The sequence below is a fragment of the Rhodococcus sp. IEGM 27 genome, from assembly GCF_033142305.1.
In the GTDB taxonomy this organism is placed as follows: domain Bacteria; phylum Actinomycetota; class Actinomycetes; order Mycobacteriales; family Mycobacteriaceae; genus Rhodococcus_F; species Rhodococcus_F oxybenzonivorans.
Map to the genome: position 1 here is coordinate 171233 of NZ_JAWLSG010000002.1, position 26669 is coordinate 197901.

At 66.3% G+C, this 26669-nt stretch carries 22 protein-coding genes and 1 tRNA gene; 15 read left to right on the top strand and 8 right to left on the bottom strand.

What is annotated here, in order from left to right; translation table 11 throughout:
* Positions 1–20: 20 nt before the first annotated feature.
* A complete protein-coding gene (locus R4P95_RS07165; protein WP_213571626.1) occupies positions 21–671 on the bottom strand; it encodes an amino acid-binding protein in 651 nt (216 codons plus the stop codon).
* 348 nt (positions 672–1019) lie between these two features.
* Between R4P95_RS07165 and gatC the strand changes: the two genes are divergently transcribed.
* Positions 1020–1319 (top strand): Asp-tRNA(Asn)/Glu-tRNA(Gln) amidotransferase subunit GatC, encoded by a 300-nt coding sequence (gatC, locus tag R4P95_RS07170; protein WP_109331061.1) that lies wholly within the window; start codon positions 1020–1022, stop codon positions 1317–1319.
* Positions 1316–2812: an Asp-tRNA(Asn)/Glu-tRNA(Gln) amidotransferase subunit GatA gene (gene gatA, locus R4P95_RS07175; protein WP_213571627.1), complete on the top strand. Its 1497-nt coding sequence runs from the start codon at positions 1316–1318 to the stop codon at positions 2810–2812. The genes gatC and gatA overlap by 4 nt, the downstream gene beginning before the upstream one ends.
* Here gatA and R4P95_RS07180 read toward each other — a convergent pair.
* Together R4P95_RS07180 and R4P95_RS07185 are read right to left on the bottom strand one after the other, a co-directional pair.
* Positions 2786–4243 carry an alpha/beta-hydrolase family protein gene (locus R4P95_RS07180; protein ID WP_213571628.1) on the bottom strand — a complete coding sequence of 486 codons (1458 nt, stop codon included), beginning with the start codon at positions 4241–4243 and terminating at the stop codon, positions 2786–2788. The genes gatA and R4P95_RS07180 overlap by 27 nt on opposite strands.
* Positions 4240–4842 (bottom strand): hypothetical protein, encoded by a 603-nt coding sequence (locus tag R4P95_RS07185; RefSeq protein ID WP_317746496.1) that lies wholly within the window; start codon positions 4840–4842, stop codon positions 4240–4242. The genes R4P95_RS07180 and R4P95_RS07185 overlap by 4 nt, the downstream gene beginning before the upstream one ends.
* A gap of 222 nt (positions 4843–5064) precedes the next feature.
* Between R4P95_RS07185 and R4P95_RS07190 the strand changes: the two genes are divergently transcribed.
* The 4 genes from R4P95_RS07190 to gatB all read left to right on the top strand — a co-directional run bounded on the left by R4P95_RS07190 (position 5065) and on the right by gatB (position 9625).
* On the top strand, positions 5065–6234 hold the full coding sequence (locus tag R4P95_RS07190) for a sensor histidine kinase (protein WP_213571629.1): 1170 nt from the start codon (positions 5065–5067) through the stop codon (positions 6232–6234).
* Between the two features lie 10 nt (positions 6235–6244).
* Positions 6245–6907, top strand: a complete 663-nt coding sequence (locus tag R4P95_RS07195) for a response regulator (RefSeq protein ID WP_213571630.1) — start codon at positions 6245–6247, stop codon at positions 6905–6907.
* 132 nt (positions 6908–7039) lie between these two features.
* Positions 7040–8071: an ATP-dependent 6-phosphofructokinase gene (locus tag R4P95_RS07200; RefSeq protein WP_109331051.1), complete on the top strand. Its 1032-nt coding sequence runs from the start codon at positions 7040–7042 to the stop codon at positions 8069–8071.
* Between the two features lie 42 nt (positions 8072–8113).
* The gene (gene gatB / locus R4P95_RS07205; RefSeq protein ID WP_213571631.1) at positions 8114–9625 is read left to right on the top strand and encodes an Asp-tRNA(Asn)/Glu-tRNA(Gln) amidotransferase subunit GatB; all 1512 of its coding nucleotides are present in this window, start codon (positions 8114–8116) and stop codon (positions 9623–9625) included.
* A 57-nt stretch (positions 9626–9682) separates the two neighbouring features.
* Here gatB and R4P95_RS07210 read toward each other — a convergent pair whose 3' ends face one another.
* Positions 9683–10837, bottom strand: a complete 1155-nt coding sequence (locus tag R4P95_RS07210; protein WP_213571632.1) for a PQQ-dependent sugar dehydrogenase — start codon at positions 10835–10837, stop codon at positions 9683–9685.
* Positions 10838–10935: 98 nt separating this feature from the next.
* On the opposite strand from R4P95_RS07210, the gene R4P95_RS07215 reads away from it, so the two are divergent.
* Positions 10936–11799 (top strand): DoxX family protein, encoded by an 864-nt coding sequence (locus R4P95_RS07215; RefSeq protein WP_213577880.1) that lies wholly within the window; start codon positions 10936–10938, stop codon positions 11797–11799.
* Positions 11800–11874: 75 nt separating this feature from the next.
* On the opposite strand, the gene R4P95_RS07220 is transcribed toward R4P95_RS07215, so the two are convergent.
* The 3 genes from R4P95_RS07220 to R4P95_RS07230 form a co-directional block, all read right to left on the bottom strand.
* Positions 11875–13410 (bottom strand): amino acid permease, encoded by a 1536-nt coding sequence (locus R4P95_RS07220; RefSeq protein WP_317840472.1) that lies wholly within the window; start codon positions 13408–13410, stop codon positions 11875–11877.
* Between the two features lie 314 nt (positions 13411–13724).
* Positions 13725–15569: a dihydroxy-acid dehydratase gene (gene ilvD, locus R4P95_RS07225; RefSeq protein ID WP_159926089.1), complete on the bottom strand. Its 1845-nt coding sequence runs from the start codon at positions 15567–15569 to the stop codon at positions 13725–13727.
* A gap of 52 nt (positions 15570–15621) precedes the next feature.
* Positions 15622–16113 (bottom strand): PH domain-containing protein, encoded by a 492-nt coding sequence (locus R4P95_RS07230; protein WP_317746615.1) that lies wholly within the window; start codon positions 16111–16113, stop codon positions 15622–15624.
* Positions 16114–16379: 266 nt separating this feature from the next.
* On the opposite strand from R4P95_RS07230, the gene R4P95_RS07235 reads away from it, so the two are divergent.
* The 5 genes from R4P95_RS07235 to R4P95_RS07255 all read left to right on the top strand — a co-directional run bounded on the left by R4P95_RS07235 (position 16380) and on the right by R4P95_RS07255 (position 22779).
* The gene (locus R4P95_RS07235; RefSeq protein WP_213571634.1) at positions 16380–18323 is read left to right on the top strand and encodes an acetolactate synthase large subunit; all 1944 of its coding nucleotides are present in this window, start codon (positions 16380–16382) and stop codon (positions 18321–18323) included.
* A complete protein-coding gene (ilvN, locus tag R4P95_RS07240; RefSeq protein ID WP_109331036.1) occupies positions 18320–18823 on the top strand; it encodes an acetolactate synthase small subunit in 504 nt (167 codons plus the stop codon). Before R4P95_RS07235 ends, ilvN begins: the two co-directional genes overlap by 4 nt.
* A gap of 50 nt (positions 18824–18873) precedes the next feature.
* Positions 18874–19875: a ketol-acid reductoisomerase gene (gene ilvC, locus R4P95_RS07245; RefSeq protein ID WP_317746616.1), complete on the top strand. Its 1002-nt coding sequence runs from the start codon at positions 18874–18876 to the stop codon at positions 19873–19875.
* A 224-nt stretch (positions 19876–20099) separates the two neighbouring features.
* Positions 20100–21695 carry a phosphoglycerate dehydrogenase gene (serA, locus tag R4P95_RS07250; protein ID WP_159926091.1) on the top strand — a complete coding sequence of 532 codons (1596 nt, stop codon included), beginning with the start codon at positions 20100–20102 and terminating at the stop codon, positions 21693–21695.
* A gap of 73 nt (positions 21696–21768) precedes the next feature.
* Complete coding sequence (locus tag R4P95_RS07255; RefSeq protein ID WP_109331032.1) at positions 21769–22779, top strand: 3-isopropylmalate dehydrogenase; 1011 nt, start codon at positions 21769–21771, stop codon at positions 22777–22779.
* Positions 22780–22794: 15 nt separating this feature from the next.
* Here the strand turns inward: R4P95_RS07255 and R4P95_RS07260 are convergent, their stop codons facing one another.
* Positions 22795–24021, bottom strand: a complete 1227-nt coding sequence (locus tag R4P95_RS07260) for an MFS transporter (RefSeq protein WP_317746498.1) — start codon at positions 24019–24021, stop codon at positions 22795–22797.
* A 114-nt stretch (positions 24022–24135) separates the two neighbouring features.
* Here R4P95_RS07260 and R4P95_RS07265 point away from each other — a divergent pair, with 114 nt between their 5' ends.
* The 3 genes from R4P95_RS07265 (at position 24136) to R4P95_RS07275 (ending at position 26667) form a co-directional block, all read left to right on the top strand.
* The gene (locus R4P95_RS07265; protein WP_317746499.1) at positions 24136–24909 is read left to right on the top strand and encodes a fumarylacetoacetate hydrolase family protein; all 774 of its coding nucleotides are present in this window, start codon (positions 24136–24138) and stop codon (positions 24907–24909) included.
* 73 nt (positions 24910–24982) lie between these two features.
* On the top strand, positions 24983–26458 hold the full coding sequence (gene gltX, locus R4P95_RS07270) for a glutamate--tRNA ligase (RefSeq protein ID WP_317746500.1): 1476 nt from the start codon (positions 24983–24985) through the stop codon (positions 26456–26458).
* A gap of 137 nt (positions 26459–26595) precedes the next feature.
* Positions 26596–26667 (top strand) — tRNA-Gln (locus R4P95_RS07275).
* Positions 26668–26669 lie beyond the last annotated feature (2 nt).

Sequence of the window (26669 nt, forward strand, 5' to 3'; positions counted from 1 at the left end):
GCAGGCCGCGGGTCAGGCCCTCAGCCCAGTACGGTCGCGATGATGCCGGCCAGGTACCCCAGCCGCGCGACTTCCGAAGGGCGGAACTCCGGACCCCCGGGCCGGCCCAGCATCAGCACGCGTCCGGTGGCGCCGAGTGGGGCCGCGGCCAATGTGGTGTTCATATCGCGCCACACCTGCGGTACCCAGTCGCCCTCACCGTCCAGTGCCGTCGGCTTCTCGAGGGGCATCCACGGGATGTCCGTGGCATGGGTTTCCGGAGCTCCGGAACTTCCGACGACCCGGTAAGCGCCCCGCGGTCCCAGGTCCGCGACCACGGACCAGCCGACGCGCAGCACCCGCGGAGCGCCGTCGACCAGAACCTGCAGACGGTCGTCCGCCGCGGTGGCCACCTGATCTATCAACTCGAGTTCGCGGTGGGTGTCGAGTATTCCGGCATAGGGACGAATGGAATCGATGGTGACGTCGGGGAGGGCCTCGGCGGCGGTGATCAGGGTGTCGGGGAGGGACCCCGGCTCGACATCGACCACGAGGTCGTCGATGGCGAATCCTGCACCCCGCTCCACCACGTCGAGCGACAGAATGTCAGCGCCCACCGAACCGAGGGCGACGGCGAGCGAGCCGAGGCTACCTGGTCGGTCGGGGAGCTGGACGCGAAGCAGATACGACACGTGCGTCCCTTTCACCACGAGATAAACGCGGGAGTGCTACCTGCGACCCCCGTCACGACCATCCTTGCACTTTCGGTTCCGAGTATGCGGTCCCCCCTCCGCCTTCGGGGACCGGCTGCGCGGGAGTTGCTGGTCGCGCGCGATTAGTTGACACCCCCGATACCGAATCGCCTCATTCGCGAAACATGTCGACTCGAAACCTGGGCCCGTCACCACCACACCGGTCATGGTCTGCGTGGTTCCACCACCCTTCCCGACCGTCAGGGCGGCGCTGGCTGCACGGCTGATTAGGCCACGCTCTAGGCTGGGAAGGACATTGTGTACGTCCGACCTGAAAGGGGCCCCGCGGTGCCTGCCATCTCCCGTGACGAGGTCGCGCACCTCGCGCGGCTGTCTCGACTCGCCCTGACCGACGCCGAACTCGACGAGTTCGCGGGTCAGCTGGACTCGATTCTCAGCCACGTCAAGGTGGTCACCGAGGTTCCCGCAGAAGACGTCCAGCCGATGGCGAACCCGAACGCGGTCACCAACGTGACCCGTCCGGATGTGATCGTTCCCGGGCTCACCCCGGAGCAGGCGCTGTCCGGCGCGCCCGCTGTCGAACAGGATCGTTTCGCCGTCCCGCAGATTCTCGGAGAGGGCGAATGAGCGCCGAACTGACCACACTCGACGCGGCAGAGCTGGCGTCGAAGATTCACAGCCGTGAGGTGTCGTCCGTCGAGGTCACCCAGGCACATCTCGACCGTATCGCGGAGGTCGACGGCGGACTCGGAGCCTTCCTGCACGTTGCGGGGGAGCAGGCCCTCGTGTCGGCGAAGGAGGTGGACAGCGCGCTAGCGGCCGGTGAGGCTCCTGCATCGCCGTTGGCGGGAGTTCCGTTGGCGCTCAAAGACATTTTCACCACCACCGACATGCCCACCACTTGTGCCTCGAAGGTCCTCGAGAACTGGGTGGCCCCCTACGACGCGACTCTCACGGGCAAGCTCCGCGCCGCCGGAATTCCGATCCTCGGCAAGACCAACCTCGACGAGTTCGCCATGGGCTCGTCCACCGAGAACTCCGCATACGGCCCCACCCGCAACCCGTGGGACCCCACGCGCGTCCCGGGTGGCTCGGGTGGCGGCAGCGCCGCGGCGCTCGCATCCCGGCAGGCCCCGCTCGCGATCGGTACCGACACCGGTGGATCGATCCGTCAGCCCGCCGCCCTCACCGCGACGGTGGGCACCAAGCCGACCTACGGCACGGTGTCCCGTTTCGGCCTGGTCGCCTGTGCGTCGTCGCTGGATCAGGGTGGGCCCTGTGGTCGCACAGTTCTCGACACCGCCCTGCTGCACGAGGTGATCGCCGGTCACGATCCGCGCGACTCCACCTCCATCGATGCGCCGGTCCGTCCGGTGGTCGCCGCGGCGCGCGAGGGCGCGGGCGGCAACCTGCGGGGTGTGAAGGTCGGCGTAGTCAAGGAACTGCACTCCGACAGCTACCAGCCCGGCGTCCTCTCCTCGTTCGACGCTGCCGTGGCACAGCTCACCGAACTGGGTGCCGAGGTTGTCGAAGTGTCGTGTCCCAATTTCGAGTACGCGCTCGCGGCGTACTACCTGATCCTCCCGAGTGAGGTGTCCTCCAATCTCGCCCGGTTCGATGCCATGCGTTACGGACTGCGGATCGACGAGGGTGACATGAGCGCGGATCAGGTGATGGCCGCTACCCGTGCCGCGGGCTTCGGCCCGGAGGTCAAGCGTCGCATCATGATCGGTACCTACGCACTCTCGGCGGGGTACTACGACGCGTACTACGGCCAGGCGCTCAAGGTTCGGACTCTCATCTCCCGCGACTTCGACAGGGCCTATGAGAAGGTCGATGTCCTCGTGTCGCCCACCAGTCCGTTCACGGCCTGGAAGCTGGGGGAGAAGGTCGGCGATCCACTCGCGATGTATCTGTCGGACCTGTGCACCCTGCCTACCAATCTCGCGGGCCATTGCGCGATGTCCGTTCCGTCCGGACTGTCGGCGGACGACGGTCTTCCGGTCGGGCTGCAGATCATGGCGCCGGCGCTGGCCGACGAGCGGCTCTACCGGGTGGGTGCGGCGTTCGAAGCTGCTCGTGGTCCCCTCGAATCACCGAGTGAGGTCGCAGTCGGGTAGGGCTGTGCCCTGTTCCTTCCCGTAGCGATGCCCGTGCCCGGCGGGGAAGTTCAGCGCTGACAGGAGGTCGACGCTCGCCTGGAGGAACGTCAGGCCGGGAATCCACTGTGGGATAGGGGCATCGGCCACGGCCCGTGACAGATCGGGCCGGCGCAGGATCAGGTCGGGTGACCACCACACGACGGGATCGGACGTGTTGGCCAGAACCGTTGCGCCGTCGGTCATCACAGACCCGGCGGGCGGTCCGGCCCACAGCGCCCCGCATGCTCGCCGGCCAAGGTCTGCCGCGTCGGCGAATTGCGCGCTCCCGCCGACGGATCCGAGGCTCTGACCGTAGACGTAGAGGGCGGGACGGATCGCATCGGGTAGTGCCGTGATGCGATCGGCGACCGCATCGAACAAGGCTGCCGCCGATTCGTCGGCCGCCGAACGGCCGAAGACGAAGGTGATCCAACTCGGTGCGTAGGAATATTGGAGCCCGACAATCGCGACGTCGTCGTCGAAGCGGTCCTCGAATCCTTCCGCCGCGTTCTCGTCGATCCAGCCGGAGCCGGTGGGGACGGTGACGACGATGGCCGAGCGGGCAAATCCGCCGGCCCTCTCGAGTTCCGAGACTGCCAGCGCCGCACGGGACTTCACGTCCGGTGCCGAGTTCATCCCGACGTAGGTGCGGATACTCCCGGCCTGTTCACCGGCCGCCACGAAGCGACGTCCCTGTCGCCCGAGCGACTCCCAGCTGACAACGGACTCGGGGCTCCCCGCTCGTGCGGCAGACATCGGGCGCTGCAACGAGACGTCGACCACGTCATTGGAATCGCTGTAGGAGCGCGACATCATCTCCCATACAGCGGGCCCGGCAACCAGTTGCAGACCGGTCGCGAGAACGACGGCCGTCGTAGCACTGCCGATCCAGCCGAGCCGGTGGGCCACCGAGGAGACGGTCGCACCGGCGGCGACCACGATCACGAAGGTTGTTACGGCTCCGAGTATCACCTGCATCCAGTGGCCCGGGCCGGCGCTGCTCATCCCCATCACCTGTCGTAGGGAGTCCTGCCAGTGATCGGCCGCGACCATCGCCCAGGTGGTGGTGACCATCGCGCCGAGCAAGACGAGGAGTCGAACGGATTCCCGTGGTACCCGGGAGCCGGAGGAGCGGGTGAGCACCTGTCGCAGCCGACGAGCGAGGACGAGCATCCCGAGCCCCGCCGCAGCGAGGACCCCGGTGAACAGGGCCTGCGTCAGGGCGCTTCGAGGGAGCAATGACGGTGTGAGAGAGGCGAGTACGCAGAGAGTGACGACGATCGTGGAGGACGCCCGAGGAAGTGCCGACACCGGAATCGTCGTGGCGAGGGCCCGGCGCAGCGCAGATGCCGGTACCGGGCAGCCATAGTCCCCGAGAGGCCGCGTGCCCAGAACGGTGGTCGTGCTCATGCGACGGCTCCCTCGGGTTCCGGGCGGCGGCGGAGGGACCAGACGGCACCCGCGAGAAGCGCCACACCGAGACCGCCTGCGAGCCCGTACCTGACTCCGGACTCCGTGACGGGCGTGGAATATCCCTGGCGCCAGCTATTTCCCGTGACGGCAGTGGCCGCGATGTTCGCCATGACGAAGCAGGATGCGCGAGCCCGTTCGTCGACGCGCGTGTCACACGCCGCGTGCATGCGTCGATCGAGCTGTGCGTCCAGGCTCTGTCGGGCCCACGGCTCGAGGTCGTTCCCGGACCGGGAGGCGTAACGGAGGAGGTCGTATCCGAGGTCGTGGGCCTTGCACGACGCAACGAATTCGACCGGCAGCGGAACCGGGGACGAGCAGTCGCCGTCCGGGTCGGCGAGCATTCCCTCGACGCGCTGGGGTGTGTATCCCATGACGGATTCGAAGTCCCCGGGGATGGACGCTTCGCCGAACTCCTCGGCGGAGGTGAGCGTGCGCACCGCGTCCGACGCGGCGGCGTTCTCCGCCCGGGGTGTGTCCGCGGTCCCGGTCCCGGAAAACCCGGTAGTGGTCAGAAGTGCCGTTGCGGCACAGGCCACCGCTGCCCACGTAGTTCTCCGTGTCCCCGTCGTTCGCCCTGTCCCCGTCGTTCGCATGAGGACGACGGTATGAACAAGCGTTACGCAGGCACATCACACCGGAGTCCGGTTCGATTCCTGGCTTCGGAGGACCAGTCGGCTGCAATCTCATACCTCGGTACTAGAACTACCTCGGCCCGCGGAGTGAGGACGCGCTGCGAAGGCAGCTCCTACGCTCGACGTGTGGACAAGAAGACGCGAATCCGGAGCGTTGCTCGAGGTCAGTGGCTCAACGTGGCAATTGCCTCGGTCACAGCGATTCTCTTCGCTGTCGCGTGGCCGACACTGCAATTGACGCACCAGGTCAGCCCGCCGATTCAGCCGTTCGTTGCGGCGCTCGCAGCGTTCCCTTTCGTTCTGATCCGCGCCAACCCCGCACTCGGGTGGGCTGTCTCTGCAGTGTCCGCTCTGGTCATTCCGCGGGTCTTCGGACTGCAGGAGGGTTACGACTATCCCTGGCAGGTAGTCCATATCCTGGTGATCCTCGCGCTCCTGGCGGCTGTGAGTATGCGGGCGGCCATTCCGGTGGTCGGCGTCGCGTGGATCTCGACGGTACTCCTCTTCCTCGCCGACACTCCCGGCACCAACGGCCGCGGCTGGGCCGTCGGGCTCACGGCGATCGTCGTCTTCGGCCTGCTGATCCGCTGGCTCGTGCTCTCCCGCAGGCAACTCGCCCGGCAGGAGGAGTTGAGCGAGCTCGAACGCACGCGTCGCACGATTCTCGAGGAGAAGGCGCGCATCGCCCGCGACCTGCATGACGTTGTCGCACATCACATGTCGATGGTCGTCGTGCAGGCGCAGAGCGCCCCTTACCGCATCGCGAACGTGTCGGACGAGACCCGCGCGGAATTCGAGTCGATCGGCGCCGCCGGGCGCGCCGCACTGAACGAGGTGCGCGGACTGCTCGGCGTCTTGCGGAGCGACGGCCAGCTCGCCGAGCACGCCCCGCAGCCGGGGGTGGACCAGATCGGCGAGTTGCTCGAGGGCAGTCGGCGGGCCGGGATTCCAGTCACCTGGACTGTGTCCGGTGATCGGACACTCGTGTCCGAGTCGGTCGGATTGGTGATGTATCGCATCCTGCAGGAGTCACTGGCCAATACTGCGCGGCACGCATCGGGTGCGGCGGTCGAGGTGAAGATCACGTACCAATCTCCGATCGTGTCGCTTGCCGTGGTCAACGGTCCGGCGAAACGGAGTCTCGCATCCGCGCTGACCAGGCACGAATCCACCGGAGGCAACGGAATCATCGGCATGCGCGAGCGTGCGCAGGCCGTCGGAGGAGTGCTCACCACCCGGATGCACGACAACGGTGGATTCGAGGTGCACGCCGAGTTTGCGGCCGCGTCAGCCTAGGCTGACGGGCGTGGCCATCACCGTGTTCATCGCAGACGATCAAGCCATGGTCCGTCAGGGCTTCGGCGCCCTCCTCTCCTCACAGCCCGACATCAGCGTGATCGGCGACGCACCGGACGGGGCTGTGGCGGTGACCGAGGTCAAACGTCTGCGTCCCGACGTGGTGCTCATGGATGTCCGGATGCCGGAGATGAACGGCCTCGATGCGGCGCGCATGATCCTGTCGGCCGGATTCGACCCCCCGGTGCGTGTGCTGATGCTCACCACCTTCGACGTCGACGACTATGTCTACGAAGCACTCAGTATCGGAGCCAGCGGTTTCATGCTCAAAGATGCGCCCGCCGAAGAACTGGTTCGTGCGGTCCGCGTCGTCGCCGACGGGGAGGCACTTCTGGCGCCGACCGTCACCCGGCGTCTCATCGCCGACGTGACCAGCCGCCGCAGCACTACGCGTCGTAAACCCGCTGCGCTGTCGGCGCTGACCCCGCGCGAGCGGGAGGTTCTCGAACTCATCGCCCGCGGGATGTCCAACACCGAGATAGCCGACCGCCTGTTCGTCGCCGAGCAGACCGTCAAGACGCACGTCGGAAAGGTGCTGTCCAAGCTCGATCTCCGCGACCGCGCACAGGCCGTGGTACTTGCCTACGAGAGTGGCCTCGTCACACCGGGCTGAAAAAGAACCCGGCGGTCCGAGGTGCTCTCACGGCGCCGGAGCGGCAAGATGGATAAGGAGAACCACCATCACCACACGAGGTGCCGTCCCTCCGGGAGACGGCGCCGCAACGGGAGAACGAGGGGTGCTTGGATGCGGATCGGGATCCTGACCGGCGGCGGCGACTGCCCCGGACTCAACGCGGTGATCAGGGCGGTGGTGCGTACTGCCGACGGTCGGTACCGCAGCTCGGTGGTCGGATTCCGGGACGGGTGGCGCGGCCTGCTCGAGGATCGCAAGGTTCCGTTGTCCAACGACGACCGGATCGACCGCATCCTCACCCGCGGTGGCACCATCCTCGGAACGGCCCGGGTGAACCCGGACAAATTGAAAGCCGGACTGGACCAGATCCGCCAAACCCTCGACGACAACGGGATCGACGCCCTCATTCCGATCGGAGGTGAGGGAACGCTCACTGCCGCAGGATGGTTGGCAGAAAGCGGTGTCCCGGTCATCGGGGTTCCGAAGACCATCGACAACGACATCGATTGCACCGACGTGACGTTCGGCTTCGACACCGCGCTGTCCATCGCGACGGATGCGATCGACCGGTTGCACACCACGGCAGAGTCGCACCAACGGGTCATGCTGGTGGAAGTGATGGGCAGACACGCCGGCTGGATCGCGCTGCACTCGGGTCTGGCGACGGGCGCGCACCTCACCCTCGTTCCCGAGGTGCCGTTCGACGTCGCGGAGGTGTGCGACATGGTGAAGAAGCGGTTCCAAAGGGGCGACTCCCACTTCATCTGTGTTGTCGCCGAGGGTGCGGCACCCACCCCCGAGTCGATGACGCTGCGCGAAGGCGGCATCGACGAGTTCGGGCACAAACGATTCACCGGTGTCGCGCAGCAGCTCGGCGCCGAGATCGAGCGCCGCATCGGCAAGGAAGTACGGACAACGGTTCTCGGGCACGTGCAGCGGGGCGGCACTCCCACCCCGTACGACCGGGTACTCGCCACCCGCTTCGGGGTGCACGCCACGGACGCGGTCCACCGCGGAGACTTCGGGCAGATGGTGGCCTTGCACGGCACGTCGATCGAATTGGTGGCGCTCACCGATGCCACCCGTCACCTCAAGACCGTGCCGCGCGAGCGGTACGACGAGGCAGCCGCCTTTTTCGGCTGACCGCGTTTTTCGGCACGCGAGCAGGCGCATAAACTCTTCTGCATGACTGCTGTCGACGCGCCTGCCCTCCTCGACTACGACGATGTGCTCGCCAAGTACGAGCCTGTTCTCGGCATGGAGGTACACGTAGAGCTCGGCACCAACACCAAGATGTTCTGCCCGTGCCCAACTGAGTTCGGGGCGGAGCCGAACACGCAGGTGTGCCCGGTGTGCCTGGGCCTGCCGGGGTCGTTGCCGGTGGTAAACGAGGCGGCGGTGGAGTCCGCGATCCGGATCGGTCTGGCGCTGAACTGCTCGATCACGCCGTGGGGCCGTTTCGCGCGGAAGAACTACTTCTACCCGGACCAGCCGAAGAACTATCAGATCTCGCAATACGACGAGCCGATCGCCACCGACGGTTACCTCGACGTCGTCCTCGACGACGGCACCACCTGGCGCGTCGAGATCGAGCGTGCCCACATGGAAGAGGACACCGGGAAGTCGCTGCACGTCGGCGGGGCGACCGGCCGTATCCATGGAGCAAGCCACTCGCTACTCGACTACAACAGGGCGGGCGTGCCGCTGGTCGAGATCGTGACCAAGACCATCAGTGGTGCCGGTGCGCGAGCGCCCGAGGTGGCCCGCGCCTACGTCACCGCCCTCCGTGATCTGCTGAAGTCGCTGAAGGTGTCGGACGTGCGCATGGACCAGGGCTCGATGCGCTGCGACTCCAACGTGTCGCTGATGCCGATCGGTGCTACCGAACTGGGAACCCGGACCGAGACGAAGAACGTCAACTCCCTCAAGAGCGTCGAGGTGGCGGTCCGGTACGAGATGCGCCGCCAGGCCGCCGTGCTGGAGTCGGGGGGTGCGGTGATCCAGGAAACACGCCACTTCCAGGAGGCGGACGGCACCACCTCGCCGGGCAGGCGCAAGGAGACCGCCGAGGACTACCGCTATTTCCCGGAACCCGACCTCGAGCCCGTAGCGCCCAGCGCCGAATGGATCGAGGAACTCCGCGGCACACTGCCGGAGTTGCCGTGGGTCCGTCGGGCCCGGATCCAAGCCGACTGGGGTGTTTCCGACGAGGTGATGCGCGACCTCGTGAACGCAGGTGCCCTCGACCTGGTGATCGCCACGGCCGACGCCGGAGCCTCCCCGGAAGCCGCACGGTCGTGGTGGGTGTCGTACCTCGCCCAGCAGGCCAACACCCGCGGCGTGGAGTTGACGGCCCTGCCGATCACCCCGGCGCAGGTGGCCGAGGTGGTCGCGCTCATCGACAACGGCACACTGAACAACAAGGTGGCGCGCCAGGTGGTCGACCGCGTCCTCGACGGCGAGGGCGACCCCAAGCAGGTTGTCGCGAACCATCCGGAATTCGTGGTCGAGCGGGACGACACCAAGCTGAAGGCTGCCGTCGACGAGGCCTTGGCAGCCAACCCTGATATCGCCGACAAGATTCGCGGCGGAAAGGTGGCCGCTGCAGGCAAGATCGTCGGCGACGTCATGAAGGCGACGCGGGGTCAGGCAGATCCCGCACGCGTCAAGGAACTCGTCATCGAGGCGTGCAGCTAGACCCTCGCTGCCGCGTGCATATGTGCAGGGGGTGCACGCGGGGCGGAGCGGAGCCGATCAGTCGAACCCGCCGCCGCCCGAGGGCAACGGCATCTTGATCACGCGGTCGTCGTTGGGGCCGGGCTGACCCGCTGTCTTGTTCACCGTGCTGACCCAGATCAGCCCGTCCGGTCCGAGGGCGGCCCCACCGAGCTGGCCGTACCGATCCTGGACGATGACGCCCGGGGCAGTGGTGACCGCTCCGGTGCTGGGGTCGGCGGCGAGCGCCGACATTGCTTTGGCCGTGCTCAACGACACCGCGACGACATCCTGCGCCGCCACGCAGCCCCCCACTCCGGGGCGCTCCGGCCACGTCCACACCGGGGAGGACACGGCACCGTCGGCACTCACGCGCTGCAGGCGATCCTCGAGGGGTGTGCGGTCGGTGACCCAGACCGCCACACCGGGGTCGACGCACACCCCACCGGCGGTCCCGATGCCGGACAGGACGACCTGCGGGCGGGGCTGCGCGGGGGTCGGGGCGGGTGACAGCGCGGTGACCTTCAACAGCTTGCCGGCGAGAGAGGCGGGATCGGACGCGGCGGCAGGATTGCCGGCGTTTCCGGTGAGCACCATGAGTTCGTCGCCGGAGAATTCGAGTGAACCGGCATTGCCGACATTCCCACGCGGTATCCCGCCGAGCACTTCCTTGGCCGTATCGCCCGGTGCCACCCGCACCACCCGGTTGTCGGTGGGAGTCGAGATGTAGGCGTAGATCAAGTTGTCCTCGACGAAGCTCGGTGACAGTGCGATATCGAGGAGTCCGCCGTCGGAACTGGCGTCGACGTCGATGTGCGCTATCTCTCTGGGCTGGCGACCCTGTGCGACCTCGAGGATGCGTCCGGTACGTCGTTCTGCGACCAGCGCGGTGGCTGCGTCGGGAAGGACGACGAGCCCGCCCGTGGTGTCGAGACAGGTGGCGATGACACTGGGGTCCGGATCCTGGCACGGTCCGAGCGGCCCGCTGGGCGGTGGGGGTGTGGTGGTGGACGGAGGCGGACTCTCGGGCTCTACCTCGGCACCCGACGCCTCGGAAGGTTCGGGGCTGAACGGTGAGGAGGCCGAATCGTCGAACTTCGCACAGCCTGCCGCGAGCAACGCGGTGACGCACAGCACGGACACCATCCATGTCGATCTGCCGGTCGCCCTGCGGCTCAGCCCACCCACCATCATGAGTGAAACGTTACGGAAGGGTGCGGCGTCACCGCCACGCCGCACCTGCTTCCCGGCGATGTTCCCCGCGCCGACCTACCCTGGACGGTGTGACTGACATGCGGAAAGATCCCAGCGAGTCGCCGGACCCCGGTGCCTCGGACCACGGCGCCTCACCGGACTACGGCAAGGTCTCCAGCCCGTACGACTCTCCGACGGAGCGTTTTCCGACGGCCACGCCGGCGGCGGGTTCCGGGGGACGCACGCTTCCGCACACCGACGACGAACTGGATTTCGGTGACTCTCGGGGCGCGGGTCTGCCGACCGAGCAGATCCCGGCCTACCGGGACTCGGGGTCGTTCGGATCGGATCAGCCGACGGAGGTTCTCGGCGGCACTTCCGCCGCAGCGGCCGCATCGCCGGGTACGACCGCGGTCGGGACGGCGGGTGACGGTGACGTGAAAATCGGTCGCGGAACCCTGGATCTCGGGTTGCTCGCACTGCGCCTCGCAGTGGGCGGCACGGCTCTGGTGCACGGACTGCAGAAGTTGACGGGGATATGGAACGGCCCGGGTCTCGACGGGTTCGAGGAGATGCTGGCGAACTCCGGATTCCAGCAGGCGAAGCTCCTGGCGATCCTGGGTGCTGTCGGTGAGGTCGCCGGTGGGGCGTTGCTGATCCTCGGACTGGTGACGCCACTGGCCGCTGCTTCGGTTCTCGCGGTAATGATCAACGCGTGGGCGTTCCGCCAGACGGCGGAACCGGGCCTCGAGTACTTCGCGCCTGCGGGAACCGAGTACGAGACCCTGCTCGGTGTTTGCGCCGGGGTCATCATTCTCACCGGGCCCGGTCGCATCTCTCTCGACGGTCGCCGGGGATGGGCGACCCGTCCGTTCATCGGTTCGTTCGTCGCGCTGATCTTGGGTGTCGCTGCCGGCGTCTGCACCTGGATCTTCCTCAACGGGGCCAACCCGCTCATCTGACTTCGCAGACGACTCCGCCGCACCTTCTCAGGGAGGTGCGGCGGAGTCATGTCTCTCAGGTCAGTTCTGTGCAAATCAGTTCTGTGCGAACCCGGGGAGCTTCTCCTCTTCCGGCGGCTCTGCCTCGGCGGCTAGACGCCGGCCCAGGACGGACTTGCGCCGGCCGTACGCGAAGTAGATCAGCACACCGAGTGCCATCCACCCGACGAACCGGATCCACGTCTCCACCGAGAGATTGAGCATCAACCATCCGCAGGCGGCGACGGCGAGGATCGGAACCAGCGGAACGAGCGGGACGCGGAAACCGCGCGGCAGGTCGGGCCGCGTGCGGCGAAGAATGATCACACCGATGCAGACCAGCACGAACGCGAACAGCGTGCCGATGTTCACCATCTCTTCCAGCGTGCCCATGGGGAAGAACGCGGCGAGGAAAGCCACGACCGCCCCGACGATCAGGGTGATCCGAACTGGCGTCCCCTTGGTGCCCGTCTTGGCCAGCCCGCGCGGCATCAGTCCGTCCCGAGACATCGCGAAGAGCACTCGGGTCTGTCCGAGCATCATGACCATGACCACGGTGGTCAGGCCGGCGAGGCCGCCGAAGTTGATGGCCGTCTGCGCCCAGGTGATGCCGTGTGCCTCGAAAGCGGTGGCGAGAGTGGCACTGCTGTCACCGACCAGCGGACTCCCGGTCTTCAGATCGGTGTACTTGACCATGCCGGTGAGGACGAGGGTGACGGCGACGTAGAGGACGGTGACGATGGCGAGGGAGCCCAGGAGGCCGCGGGGCAGAGCCTTCTGCGGGTTCTTGGTTTCCTCGGCAGTGGTGGCGACGACATCGAACCCGACGAAGGCGAAGAACACGAGGCTGGCCGCGGCGAGCAGGCCGTACCAGCCGTAGCTGCTGCCGTCGGCGCCGGTGAGGAAGGAGAACAGGGTCTGGTGCACGCCCTGCGCAGTACTCGACGCACCCTCGGCGGGCGGAATGTAGGGCGCGTAGTTCTCCTTCTTGATGTAGAAGACGCCCACCGCGATGACGAGAAGAACGACGGCGATCTTGATGGCCGTGATGATCGCAGAGACGCGGGAGGAGACCTTGGTGCCGATGGCGAGCACGGCGGTGATAGCGCCGACGATGATCAGCGCACCCCAGTCGAAGTCGATCGGCCCGAGATGCGCTGTGGTGGCGCCGCTGAAGCCGAGCGCGTTGCCCAGATACAGCGACCAGCCTTTACCCACCACGGCCGACGCGAGTGCGAATTCGAGGATGAGGTCCCAGCCGATGATCCAGGCGACGAATTCGCCGAAGGTGGCGTACGAGAAGGTGTATGCGCTTCCGGCCACTGGAACGGTGGACGCGAACTCGGCGTAACACAGCGCGGCGAGCCCGCACGCGATGGCGGCGAGTACGAAAGCGAGCGAGATGGACGGCCCGGCGACGTTGCCTGCGGTGCGGGCCGTGAGCGTGAAGATGCCGGCACCGATCACGACAGCCACGCCGAAGACGGTGAGATCCTTGGCGGTCAATTCCCTCCGCAGCCGAGTGTCAGGCTCGTCGGTGTCCGCGATCGATTGCTCGACGGATTTCGTTCGCCATATGCCGACTCCTGGCATGTGTCGCTCCTAGGTTGTGTTCCCGGTGGCCTCGTGGGCCGGAGGATGGTGGCTGTGCGCCGATGTGATGTAGGTCTCATCGGCCAACTGAGGGAACCACTACTGAGCGCCGTGTGCAAGGAGCGGGCCGGTAACTGATCAGAATGATCAGTGGAGGTCGTGCGAGCGGCTCGGGCTCTGAGCGAGTTGACTACCTCGTGATTGCGGTCACGTCACGGCGGATCGGCCCTCGCCGAGGAAGAAAGAAACCGGGCACCGCGGCGAAGGAAGCTCCACAGCGGTGCCCGGCATCGTGCACCCGAATCGATCGTCGGTCAGGGGACCTGGCGCACCGCTCCCTTGTCGGCGGAGGTCGCCAACGCCGCGTAGGCGCGCAGTGCGGTAGTGACCGTGCGTTCGCGGTTCACCGGCTGCCACGGACGTTCGGACGACTCCATCTTCGCCCGGCGCTCGGCGAGCACCTCGTCGTCGACGAGGAGCTTCAGCGTGCGGGTCGCGATGTCGATGAGGATCTGATCGCCGTCCTCCACGAGGCCGATGGCGCCGCCGCTGGCGGCCTCGGGGGAGATGTGGCCGATGGACAGTCCGGAGGAACCGCCGGAGAACCGGCCGTCGGTGATCAGCGCGCACTTCTTCCCGAGGCCGGAGCCCTTGAGGAATGCCGTGGGGTGCAGCATCTCCTGCATTCCCGGCCCGCCGGCGGGACCCTCGTAGCGCACGACGAGGACCTCACCGGGCTGAATCTTCTTACCGAGGATCACCGACACCGCCTCTTCCTGCGACTCCACGACGCGCGCGGGCCCCTGGAAGTGGAACAGGTCTTCGTCGATTCCCGCCGTCTTGATGACTGCGCCGTCGACGGCGATGTTGCCGCGGAGTACGGCCAAACCGCCCTCGACCGTGTGCTTGTGCTCGAAGTCGCGGATGCAGCCGTTCGCGGCGTCCGTGTCGAGTGACGACCAGCGGTTGTTCGTCGAGAACGGCTCGGTGGTGCGGACACCACCGGGTGCGGCATGGAAGAGTTCGACGGCCTCGTCGGAAGCCTTGCCCGACCGGATGTCCCACGTGTCGAGCCACTCGTCGAAGCTCTTTGTGTGCACGGTCGAGACGTCGCTTTCGAGCAGCCCGGCCCGGCGGAGTTCGCCGAGGATCGCGGGGATTCCACCCGCTCGGTGCACGTCTTCCATGTGGTAGTCCGAGTTGGGTGAGACCTTGGACAGGCACGGCACCTTGCGGCTGATCTCGTCGATCTTGTCGAGATCGAAGTCGTACACCTCGCCCTCCTGGGCGGCAGCGAGGGTGTGCAGCACCGTGTTGGTGGAACCACCCATCGCGACATCGAGGGCCATCGCATTGCGGAACGCGGCGGGCGTCGCGATGTTGCGCGGGAGGACCGACTCGTCGTCGTCCTTGTAATAGCGCAGGGCTGCTTCGACGACGGTGGTGCCCGCGCGGGTGAAGAGCGCGCGCCGGGCCTCGTGGGTGGCCAGTGTGGAACCGTTGCCGGGCAACGCGAGTCCGAGTGCCTCGGTAAGGCAGTTCATCGAGTTGGCGGTGAACATGCCCGAACAGGACCCACAGGTCGGGCAGGCGCTGCGCTCGACCTCGGCGAGCCCTTCGTCGTCGACCTCGTCGCTGGCGCTCGCCGAGATTGCGGTGATGAGGTCGGTCGGCGCCTGGGCCACACCGTTCACGACCACCGCCTTGCCGGCTTCCATGGGCCCACCCGAGACGAAGACCGTGGGAACGTTCAGCCGCAGTGCGGCATTGAGCATGCCCGGAGTGATCTTGTCGCAGTTCGAGATGCACACGAGCGCATCGGCGGTGTGGGCGTTGACCATGTACTCGACGGAGTCGGCGATGATTTCCCTGCTGGGGAGGGAGTAGAGCATGCCGCCGTGTCCCATGGCGATTCCGTCGTCGACGGCGATCGTGTGGAACTCGCGAGGTACCCCACCGGCAGCGCGCACGGCGTCGGCGACGATGTCACCCACGTTCTTGAGATGGACGTGCCCGGGGACGAACTGGGTGTAGGAGTTCGCAATCGCGACGATCGGCTTACCGAAGTCGGAGTCGGTCATTCCGGTCGCACGCCACAGCGCGCGGGCGCCGGCGGCATTTCGTCCTGCGGTGGTGGTTCGGGACCTCAGCGGGGGCATGAGCGTATTCCTTAGTCAGCGTACGGAAGTACTGATCAACGCTACTCGCGCGTTATCCGCCGTCAGTGCGCGGCTGGTTCTTGTCCGGGTCTTCACCGTCGGAGGCCGGGTCGGGCGCCTGATCCGCGTCCGCCGCGGCCGCCGCGTAGGGGTCGGGGATCCGCCCACCGCTCGCCGCGGCGAGTTGGGGAAGACGATCGAAGGTGACGACAGGGAGAGCCACCTCGCCGCCGTCGGTCAGCGTGGCGCGCGCCCAGCCGCGTTTCGGGAAGTGGAATCCGGTGATCTCCGACCACGAGAGGGCCCGCCCGCCGACCAGTCTTCGCACGTGAAGTCCCTCGGGTGTGACGGTGGTCCGAACCCGGGCGACCCATGCCGCGGCGAGGATCGGGGCCACGAGGAGCCACCCGAAGGCGGCCGGCCAGCCGAAGATGGGGAACGAGACGGCGAAGAGCAGGAAGGCGCATCCGATATAGGCGAGTGGCGAAATTCGGATGACCTGCTTGGGGATGTCGGTCGTGTGGGATGATGACTCTGGTGGCACGGGCTGCTGCGGAGTTGACACCTCTACATCTTCGCACCGCAGCCGACGTATCTCACATTCTGGGACGGCCGACTCACCAAGTTGACTGTTCACCATTAGCGCGCCTACCGTCGAGCGCGTGAAACAGAATGAGTTGCTCGTAATCGGCCGGCGCGTCGTCGCCTGAGTCGATTTCTTCAACTCGCCAGAAACGACGCGCCACCCTCGTACAGCATTTGCTGACGGGGGTTTTTTGTTGCCCGGAGCCAGAATCAGAGGATTTCCCAGTGAGCGCACCAACCGCACGGCCTCAACCCACGCCGCGCAAGTCGGGGGCTGCCAGCCCTACGACCGCGGCCGCCGCGACGCAGACCGGTAGCCGCCGCCAACTCGCCCCCGAGCGGGTCAGCGGCGCCCAGTCCGTGGTCCGAGCCCTCGAGGAGCTCGAGGTCGACACGGTATTCGGTATTCCGGGTGGTGCGGTTCTGCCTGTCTACGACCCTCTCTTCGACTCGAAGAAGGTCCGGCACGTCCTCGTTCGTCATGAGCAGGGTGCAGGCCATGCCGCCACCGGGTACGCCCAGGCGACCGGCAAGGTCGGTGTCTGCATGGCGACGTCCGGCCCGGGTGCCACCAACCTGGTCACGCCACTGGCGGACGCTCAGATGGACTCTGTTCCGGTCGTGGCGATCACCGGCCAGGTGGGCCGCAGCCTGATCGGAACCGACGCCTTCCAGGAAGCCGACATCTCCGGCATCACGATGCCGATCACCAAGCACAACTTCCTCATCACCGACGGCGTCGACATCCCGCGGATCATCGCGGAAGCCTTCTATCTCGCGTCGAGTGGGCGCCCCGGTGCGGTACTCGTCGACATCCCGAAGGACGTCCTGCAGGCGCAGACGACGTTCTCGTGGCCGCCGGAGATGCGGTTGCCCGGCTACCGTCCCGTCACCAAGCCGCACGGCAAGCAGGTCCGTGAGGCAGCGCGCCTGATCGCCGACTCCAAGCAGCCGGTGCTGTATGTCGGTGGCGGTGTGATCAAGTCGGAGTCCTCACCCGAACTGCTCGAGCTCGCCGAGCTGACCGGTATCCCGGTGGTCACCACTCTCATGGCGCGCGGTGCGTTTCCGGACAGTCATACCCTGAACTGCGGCATGCCCGGCATGCACGGCACGGTTGCGGCCGTGGCCGCCTTGCAGCGCAGTGATCTGCTGATCACCCTGGGCGCGCGGTTCGACGACCGCGTCACCGGTCAGCTCGACTCGTTCGCACCCGACGCCAAGGTCATCCACGCCGACATCGACCCGGCCGAGATCGGGAAGAACCGGTACGCGGACGTTCCGATCGTGGGCGACTGCAAAGAGGTCATCGTCGAGCTGATCGAGGCCATCAAGGCGGACCGGGCGACCGGGACGACTCTCGACCTCACCGAGTGGTGGGCGTATCTCGACGGGATCCGGCGGACGTACCCGCTCAGCTATGACCGCCCGTCGGACGGCGCGTTGTCTCCCGAGTTCGTCATCCAGGCGGTCGGCAAGCTCGCCGGTCCCGACGCGATCTACTGCGCCGGAGTCGGACAGCACCAGATGTGGGCTGCGCAGTTCGTCAACTACGAGAAGCCCCGTACGTGGCTGAACTCCGGTGGGCTCGGCACGATGGGCTACGCCGTGCCTGCCGCCATGGGCGCGAAGATGGGCAAGCCGGACACCGAGGTGTGGGCCATCGACGGCGACGGCTGCTTCCAGATGACCAATCAGGAACTTGCGACGTGCGCACTCGAGGGAATCCCGATCAAGGTTGCGCTCATCAACAACGGCAACCTCGGCATGGTTCGCCAGTGGCAGACGCTCTTCTATGACCAGCGCTACTCCAACACCAACCTCGGTACGCACGGTGCGATCCGCATCCCCGACTTCGTCAAGCTCGCAGAAGCGTTGGGGTGTCACGGAATCCGGGTCGAGCGCGAGGAAGACGTCGAGGCGGCGATCCGTGAGGCGCAGTCCATCAACGACCGGCCGGTGGTGATCGACTTCATCGTCGGCGCCGACGCCCAGGTGTGGCCGATGGTCGCAGCGGGCACCAGCAATGACGAGATCATGGCGGCTCGGGGCATCCGGCCGCTGTTCGACGACGACGAGGCCGCGGCGGAGCCCGCAGTCATTCACGAGGCCATGGAACGCGAACAGCGTTCGGGCGCGGCCACAGCGGCCGGGAAGGAAGATCAGTGAGCACCAGCCACACCCTCAGTGTTCTCGTCGAGGACAAGCCGGGCGTGCTGGCCAGGGTGGCCGCGCTGTTCTCCCGTCGTGGATTCAACATCGAGTCGCTCGCCGTCGGCGGCACCGAGATCCCCGAGATCTCGCGTATGACCATCGTCGTGACCGTCGACGAGTTCCCGCTCGAGCAGGTGACGAAGCAGCTCAACAAGCTGATCAACGTCATCAAGATCGTCGAGCAGGACGGTGACGCCTCCGTCGCCCGCGAGTTGCTGCTCATCAAGGTGCGTGCCGACGCCAGCGTGCGCACTCAGGTGATCGAGACAGTGAATCTGTTCCGCGCCAAGGTGATCGACGTCTCCCCGGAGTCGGTCACGATCGAGGCGACAGGAACGCGATCCAAGCTGGATGCATTGTTGCGGATGCTCGATCCGTACGGCATCCGGGAGATCGTGCAGTCCGGGGTCGTGGCCGTGGGACGGGGGCCGAAGTCCATCACGGCCACTCGCTAGTACTTTAGATACGCAAATTCCAAGAAAGAGGTTGAACTGTGGCAGTCGAGATGTTCTACGACGACGATGCCGATCTGTCGATCATCCAGAGCCGTAAGGTCGCTGTGATCGGATACGGAAGCCAGGGCCACGCGCACTCGCTGAGCCTGCGCGATTCGGGCGTCGATGTCCGCATCGGTCTGAAGGAAGGCTCGAAGTCGCGCGCCAAGGCCGAGGAGCAGGGCCTGACGGTCGGCACGCCGGCCGAGGTGTCCGAGTGGGCCGACGTGATCATGGTGCTCGCACCCGACACCGCTCAGGCGTCGATCTTCACGAACGACATCGAGCCCAACCTGAAGGACGGCGACGCGCTGTTCTTCGGACACGGCCTCAACATCCACTTCGACCTGATCAAGGCCCCGGAGTTCGTCACGGTCGGCATGGTCGCCCCGAAGGGACCCGGCCACCTGGTTCGCCGTCAGTTCGTCGACGGCAAGGGTGTTCCCGCGCTCATCGCGATCGACCAGGACCCCAAGGGTGAGGGCCAGGCGCTCGCGCTGTCCTACGCCAAGGCCATCGGCGGCACCCGCGCCGGCGTCATCAAGACCACGTTCAAGGAAGAGACCGAGACCGACCTCTTCGGCGAGCAGGCAGTGCTCTGCGGCGGCACCGAGGAACTGGTCAAGACCGGTTTCGAGGTCATGGTCGAGGCCGGCTACGCGCCCGAGATGGCGTACTTCGAGGTGCTGCACGAGCTCAAGCTCATCGTCGACCTCATGTACGAGGGCGGCATCGCCCGCATGAACTACTCGGTGTCCGACACCGCGGAGTTCGGTGGCTACCTTTCCGGCCCGCGCGTCATCGATGCCGGCACCAAGGAGCGTATGAAGGCGATCCTCGCCGACATCCAGTCCGGTGAGTTCACCCGCCGCCTCGTCGCGAATGTCGAGAACGGCAACACCGAGCTCGAGGGTCTGCGCAAGGCCAACGCCGAGCACCCCATCGAGGTCACCGGCAAGAAGCTGCGCGACCTGATGAGCTGGGTCGACCGGCCGATCACCGAAACCGCTTAGGTTTCATCGCTTTACCGTTGCGCGCACGACGCCGGCCCAATGTCACCTCGGTCTCGACAGAGCACCCGGGTGTGGCGTTGGGCCGGTGTCGTATCGGACCGTTTCCGCTGTCGCGGGCGTCCACTATGTGGTATTGCCTACCGGGATGCGGATTCCCGGTGAGGGCGGACTAAGCTGTGTGTGGTTAAAACACCTCCACACCCACCTAATCAGGGAGTTTGCACGTGAGCCAGCCAGGCCGTCCTGTTGTTCTGATCGCCGACAAGCTCGCGCCGTCCACCGTCGAGGCATTGGGCGACGGTGTGGAGGTGCGTTGGGTCGATGGACCTGATCGCCCGGCCCTGCTCGCGGCGGTGCCCGAGGCCGATGCGATCCTCGTCCGCTCCGCCACCACCGTCGACGCCGAGGTGCTCGCCGCCGGTACCAAGCTCAAGATCGTCGCCCGCGCCGGTGTCGGCCTCGACAACGTCGACGTCCCGGCCGCCACCGAGCGCGGTGTCATGGTGGTCAACGCGCCGACGTCCAACATTCACACTGCAGCCGAGCACGCTGTCGCGCTGATGCTCGCCGCGGCCCGCCAGATCCCCGCAGCCGATTCCACCCTGCGTGACCGTGAGTGGAAGCGCAGCAAGTTCAACGGTGTCGAAATCTTCGGCAAAACCGTCGGCGTCGTCGGGCTCGGCCGGATCGGTCAGCTCTTCGCTCAGCGTCTTGCGGCGTTCGAGACGCACGTCATCGCCTACGACCCCTATGTGTCCGCGGCCCGTGCCGCCCAGTTGGGCATCGAGCTGGTTTCGCTCGACGAGTTGCTGCAGCGCGCCGATCTGATCTCGGTCCACCTTCCCAAGACTCCGGAGACCAAGGGCCTGATCGGTACGGAGAACCTTGCCAAGACCAAGAAGGGTGTCGTCATCGTCAATGCCGCCCGCGGTGGCCTGATCGACGAGGCGGCACTGGCCCAGGCCATCAAGTCGGGTCACGTGCGTGCTGCGGGCCTCGACGTGTTCGAGACCGAGCCCTGCACGGACAGCCCGTTGTTCGACCTTCCCGAGGTCGTCGTGACGCCGCACCTCGGCGCCTCCACGAGTGAGGCTCAGGACCGCGCCGGCACCGATGTCGCGAAGTCCGTATTGCTGGCTCTTGCAGGCGATTTCGTTCCCGACGCCGTCAACGTGTCCGGTGGCGCCGTGGGTGAGGAAGTCGCCCCGTGGCTCGAAATCGTTCGCAAGCAGGGTGTGCTCCTCGGGGCGCTGTCGGGCGAGGTCCCAGTCAATCTGTCCGTCGATGTGCGCGGCGAGCTCGCCTCCGAGGACGTCGAGGTGCTGGCACTGTCGGCTCTGCGTGGCGTGTTCTCGGCGGTGATCGAGGACGCGGTGACGTTCGTCAACGCGCCTGCCCTCGCGGAAGAGCGTGGTGTGACGGCCGAGGTCACCAAGGCCGCCGAGAGCCCCAACCACCGTAGCGTCGTCGACCTTCGCGGCGTCTTCGGTGACGGCAGCGTCATCAGCGTGTCGGGTACCCTGACCGGTCCTCAGCAGGTCGAGAAGATCGTCAACATCAACGGACGCAACTTCGAACTGCGCGCGGAAGGCCTGAACCTGGTGATCAACTACACCGACCAGCCGGGTGCGCTCGGCAAGATCGGCACCCAGCTGGGCAACGCCGGCATCGATATCCAGGCCGCGCAGCTCAGCCAGGACGCCGAGGGTGAGGGTGCCACCATTCTCCTGCGGGTCGATCGCGAGGTTCCTGCCGACGTGCGTGACGCGATCTCCACCGCAGTGGGCGCCACCAAGATCGAACTCGTCGACCTGGCCTGAAATTCTTTCGTGCGCGTGTTCCGGCACCTCGTGCCGGAACACGCGCACGGTTCTCTGATGAAGTGAGGCGTTCATGAAGCTTGCGGTCATTCCCGGTGACGGAATCGGTGTCGAGGTCACTGCCGAGGCGCTGAAGGTGCTGCGGAAGCTCGTACCCGACCTCGAAACCACCGAGTACGACCTCGGCGCCCGTCGATACAACGCCACCGGTGAACTTCTGCCGGACGCTGATCTGGCGGCGATCCGCACCCACGACGCGATCCTGCTGGGTGCCATCGGCGACCCGTCCGTGACACCGGGCATCCTCGAGCGAGGACTCCTGCTCACCATGCGATTCGCGCTCGACCACCACGTGAATCTCCGTCCCTCCCAGCTCTATCCGGGAACGAAGTCGCCGCTCGCCGCACAACCGGACATCGACTTCGTGGTGGTGCGCGAGGGGACCGAGGGCCCGTACACGGGTAACGGTGGCGCAATCCGAGTCGGTACTCCCCACGAGATTGCCACCGAGGTGTCGGTCAATACGTGGTTCGGCGCGGAGCGGGTGGTGCGCTACGCCTTCGCGCTCGCGCAGACTCGACGCAAACACGTCACCCTGATACACAAGACGAACGTGCTCTCCAACGCCGGTGCAATCTGGACCCGCGCGGTCGAGACCGTCTCGGCCGAGTACCCGGACGTCGAGACGGCGTACTGCCACATCGACGCGGCCACCATTTACATGGTGACCGATCCGTCGCGCTTCGATGTCATCGTCACCGACAACCTGTTCGGTGACATCATCACCGATCTCGCGGGTGCGGTGACCGGGGGTATCGGTCTGGCGGCGTCGGGCAACATCGATGCGTCCGGCACCAATCCCTCGATGTTCGAACCGGTTCACGGTAGTGCCCCGGACATCGCCGGCCGTGGCATCGCCGATCCCACGGCGGCCATCTTGTCTGCGGCCCTGCTGCTGCGCCATCTCGGGCGTGACGAGGATGCCGTCCGTATCGAGACCGCTGTCGAAGCGGATCTGGCTTCGCGCGGTGACGCTGCGGTCGTGACCGCAGAGGTGGGCGACCGGATTGCCGCAGCACTCTAGAAACGCGGTTGGTCTCTAGTCTTTTCCGGTCCCCCTGGCCGGGTCTGCGGACCCGGCCAGGGGGATCATCGGTATGGAAACCACCGGAAAGGCCGCCGCGATAGCGAAGGTCAGCGGGAAGCCGAGTATTCCGATCAGCGCCCCGAAGGTGGGCGGGACCAGTGACGCAGCGACGAATTGTCCCGTGTTCTGGACTCCGAGTGCGCGTCCGCCCCAGAACGGACCGGCGATCTCGGCAACGGCCGTGAACGCGAGGCCGTTGGGAGCCACGGTGGCAACGGAGGCGGCGACGAGCGCCGGTATCGCCAGCAGGGACGGGGCCGAATCCGACAGGGACAGCGCCGCCATCGACAGTCCGCCGGCGGCGGCCACCCAGCGAAGTGGCCTCAATCGGCTACCGACGGCGTCCGACCAGACGCCGACTGCCATCCGTCCGAGTGCGCCGAGAACCTGAGCGACGGTCACCAGTAGGCCTGCAGCGGTTGCCTCCCAATGCCTTTCGGAAATGAGCCAGACGAGGGCGTAGGTCCATACCGTGTATTGCGGGACGACGAGTAGCACCGATACGGCGTGGATTCGCCACAGAGTACTGCTGTTCCGGTACGGATTCGCCAGCATCTCGAGCCCCGCGGCCGACGTGCGACTCGGTCGTGGCGGGTCGACGACTCCGATTGCGCAGGCGAGTGCTGCGGCCGCGCACAGGGCGGTCGGCAATGCCAGAGCCCAGCCGATGCCGTGTTCGTGTGCGAGGGAAGGCATGGTGAGCGCTGCACACGCGATCCCGAGGGGGAGGGACATCTGCCTGATTCCCATGGCGAGACCCCGGCGTTCGGGTGGGAACCAGCCGACCACGACTCGTCCACTCGCCGCGTTCGCGGAGGCCGCGGCCATACCGCCGAGGACGAGGAAGACGCCCGTGGCGGAGAGTGATCCGGACGAGGCAGCTCCGAGTCCGGCGGCCGCAGTCACCGCCATTCCGATGGCGAGCACGGTGCGTTCGCCGTACCGGTCGGCCAGCGCGCCCCACGCAATCAATGTCAGCATCACGCCGACGGTGGGCGCTGCGACGAGAAGTCCGGTGCGGGCCAAACTCAGGCCGTGGCTCGCCTGTAGTTCCGGGATGAGGAAGGCCACGCCGTTGACGAAGACCGCCTGCGCCGCCTGCGCAAACATCCCGAGTGCCAGCATCCACCACTTGCGCGCCGATCCGACGGCGGTGGCCTCGACGTTCGTTGTAGTCATGTCAATCTCAGTATCTAGGATTAAGGTCCCATATATTGGCGAACGGTCGGAGTCTATACCCTCCCGGGTGGGAATGCCGGAGGCCGCCCGATGCCGGGCGATAGACTCTCGGGCATGCGTCTTGGTCGAGTGGCAAGTCCCGATGGTGTTGCGTTCGTGAGTATCGAGGGGGAGGACGGCTCCCTGACGGCCCGGGAAATCGCCGAGCACCCTTTTGGCACTCCTACTTTCACCGGTCGCAGCTGGCCACTGGACGACGTTCGCCTGCTCGCCCCCATACTCGCCAGCAAAGTGGTCTGTGTCGGCAAGAACTACGCCGCCCACGCCGCGGAGATGGGTGGGGAAGCGCCTGCGGATCCGGTGATCTTTCTCAAGCCCAATACGTCGATCGTGGGCCCGGACGCGGCGATCGTCCTGCCGAAATCCTCGAACGAGGTTCATTACGAGGGTGAGTTGGCCGTGGTGATCGGCCGGCCGTGCAAGGACGTCCCGGCGGCCAAGGCCCTCGACGTCGTTCTCGGCTACACGGCCGCCAACGACGTGTCGGCGCGTGATCATCAGCGCCAGGACGTTCAGTGGACTCGAGCGAAGAGCCACGACACCTTCTGCCCCCTCGGGCCCTGGATCGAAACGCAGCTCGATGCGTCGGATGTCGACATCACGACCGAGGTGGACGGAGAGGTGAAGCAGAGCAGCAACACTTCGCTTCTGCTCCATGACATTCCGAAGATCATCGAATGGGTGTCCGCGGTCATGACTCTCCTCCCGGGCGACGTCATCCTCACGGGCACGCCGGAAGGCGTCGGGCCGATCGTCGAGGGTCAGAGTGTCAGTGTGACCATCGGTGGTATCGGGACACTCACCAACCCCGTGACCGCAAAGCGCTGACGGCTCTCGTGTCGACCTGGGGGGCGGACTAGCCTGTAGGGGTCCGTTTTCCCAGCGTCGACCCAAGTGAGCCATGACCACAAGCGAAGTTCGCGTCCGTTTCTGCCCGTCGCCCACCGGAACCCCGCACGTGGGGCTCGTCCGTACCGCCCTGTTCAACTGGGCCTTCGCCCGCCACAACGGCGGGTCGTTCGTGTTCCGTATCGAGGACACCGATGCTGCCCGTGACAGTGAGGAGTCGTACCAGGCGATCCTGGATGCGCTGCGCTGGCTCGGCTTGGATTGGGACGAGGGCCCGGAGATCGGTGGGCCCTACGAGCCCTACCGGCAGTCCCAGCGACGCGAACTCCACCTGGACGTGGTCGGGAAGCTTCTGGCGGCGGGTGAAGCCTACGAGTCCTTCTCCACGCCGGAAGAGGTCGAGGAGCGGCACAAGGCCGCCGGCCGCGATCCCAAGCTGGGGTATGACAACTTCGACCGAGATCTCACTCCGGAGCAGCGCCAGGCCTATCTGGACGAAGGACGCAAGCCCGTCGTCCGGTTGCGTATGCCCGATCACGACCTCGGCTGGGTCGACCTCGTCCGTGGTGACACCACGTTCAAGGCCGGTACGGTGCCCGACTTCGCGCTCACCCGTGGAAACGGCATACCTCTGTACACCCTGGTCAATCCTGTCGATGACGCCCTGATGAAGATCACCCACGTGTTGCGCGGCGAGGATCTCCTCTCGTCGACGCCCCGGCAGCTGGCCCTCTACGAGGCTATGCAGCGCATCGGTGTGGCGGATTTCACGCCGCAATTCGGCCATCTCCCGTTCGTCATGGGTCAGGGCAACAAGAAGCTGTCCAAGCGGGATCCCGAGTCGAATCTGTTCATTCACCGCGACCGCGGCTTCGTACCCGAGGGCCTGCTGAACTACCTCGCCCTCCTCGGCTGGGGCATTTCCGACGATCACGACGTGTTCTCGCTGGACGAGATGGTCGCAGCCTTCGACATCACGAAGGTCAACTCCAATCCCGCGCGGTTCGACCAGAAGAAGGCCGACGCCATCAACGCCGAGCACATCCGGCTCCTCGAGCCCGCCGATTTCGCTGCGCGGTTGCGCGCCTTCCTCACCGTGCACGGACATCTGGGGGAGACGGTCGACGAGGCGGTGTTCGCGACGGCGGCAGAACTCGTCCAAACGCGGATCGTGGTGCTGTCCGACGCCTGGGGACTGCTGAAATTCTTGTTCGTGGACGAGAACGATTTCACCATCGATCCCGCCGCCGCAGCCAAAAACCTGGGTGCCGATGCTGCGCCCGCCCTCGACGCCGCCCTGGCTTCGTTGGAAGCCGTCGCGGTGTGGAATGCAGCGTCGCTGGAGGAGGCCCTGAAGGCCTCGCTCGTCGACGGACTGGGTCTCAAGCCGCGGAAGGCGTTCGCCCCGGTCCGAGTCGGCATCACCGGCTCGCACATCAGCCCGCCCCTCTACGAGTCGATGGAACTGCTCGGGCGCGACGTGTCACTGTCCCGGTTGCGTTCAGCTCGCGCGAGTATCGCCGACTGAGAGTGGCCGACGGCCGAAGGACGAGAGAAACCGCCCTTGACCAGGCGATTTGGTAAATCCCGCCACTAGGCTGGTAATCTCTTCTTCGGCCCGAGCGGCCCGCGGAGCCCTCCGGCTCAGCGGTCCGAACAGGCCATTGGGGTATGGTGTAATTGGCAACACAGCGGTTTCTGGTACCGCCATTCTAGGTTCGAGTCCTGGTACCCCAGCG

Bases quoted from the DNA above. Each gene is read 5' to 3' on its own strand.
- gatA (WP_213571627.1), top strand. From the start codon at position 1,316: ATGAGCGCCGAACTGACCACACTCGACGCGGCAGAGCTGGCGTCGAAG.
- R4P95_RS07265 (WP_317746499.1), top strand. From the start codon at position 24,136: ATGCGTCTTGGTCGAGTGGCAAGTCCCGATGGTGTTGCGTTCGTGAGT.
- R4P95_RS07220 (WP_317840472.1), bottom strand. From the start codon at position 13,410: ATGCCAGGAGTCGGCATATGGCGAACGAAATCCGTCGAGCAATCGATC.
- R4P95_RS07215 (WP_213577880.1), top strand. From the start codon at position 10,936: ATGCGGAAAGATCCCAGCGAGTCGCCGGACCCCGGTGCCTCGGACCAC.
- R4P95_RS07260 (WP_317746498.1), bottom strand. From the start codon at position 24,021: ATGACTACAACGAACGTCGAGGCCACCGCCGTCGGATCGGCGCGCAAG.
- ilvD (WP_159926089.1), bottom strand. From the start codon at position 15,569: ATGCCCCCGCTGAGGTCCCGAACCACCACCGCAGGACGAAATGCCGCC.
- gltX (WP_317746500.1), top strand. From the start codon at position 24,983: ATGACCACAAGCGAAGTTCGCGTCCGTTTCTGCCCGTCGCCCACCGGA.
- R4P95_RS07180 (WP_213571628.1), bottom strand. From the start codon at position 4,243: ATGAGCACGACCACCGTTCTGGGCACGCGGCCTCTCGGGGACTATGGC.
- gatB (WP_213571631.1), top strand. From the start codon at position 8,114: ATGACTGCTGTCGACGCGCCTGCCCTCCTCGACTACGACGATGTGCTC.
- R4P95_RS07200 (WP_109331051.1), top strand. From the start codon at position 7,040: ATGCGGATCGGGATCCTGACCGGCGGCGGCGACTGCCCCGGACTCAAC.
- R4P95_RS07255 (WP_109331032.1), top strand. From the start codon at position 21,769: ATGAAGCTTGCGGTCATTCCCGGTGACGGAATCGGTGTCGAGGTCACT.
- R4P95_RS07210 (WP_213571632.1), bottom strand. From the start codon at position 10,837: ATGATGGTGGGTGGGCTGAGCCGCAGGGCGACCGGCAGATCGACATGG.
- ilvC (WP_317746616.1), top strand. From the start codon at position 18,874: ATGTTCTACGACGACGATGCCGATCTGTCGATCATCCAGAGCCGTAAG.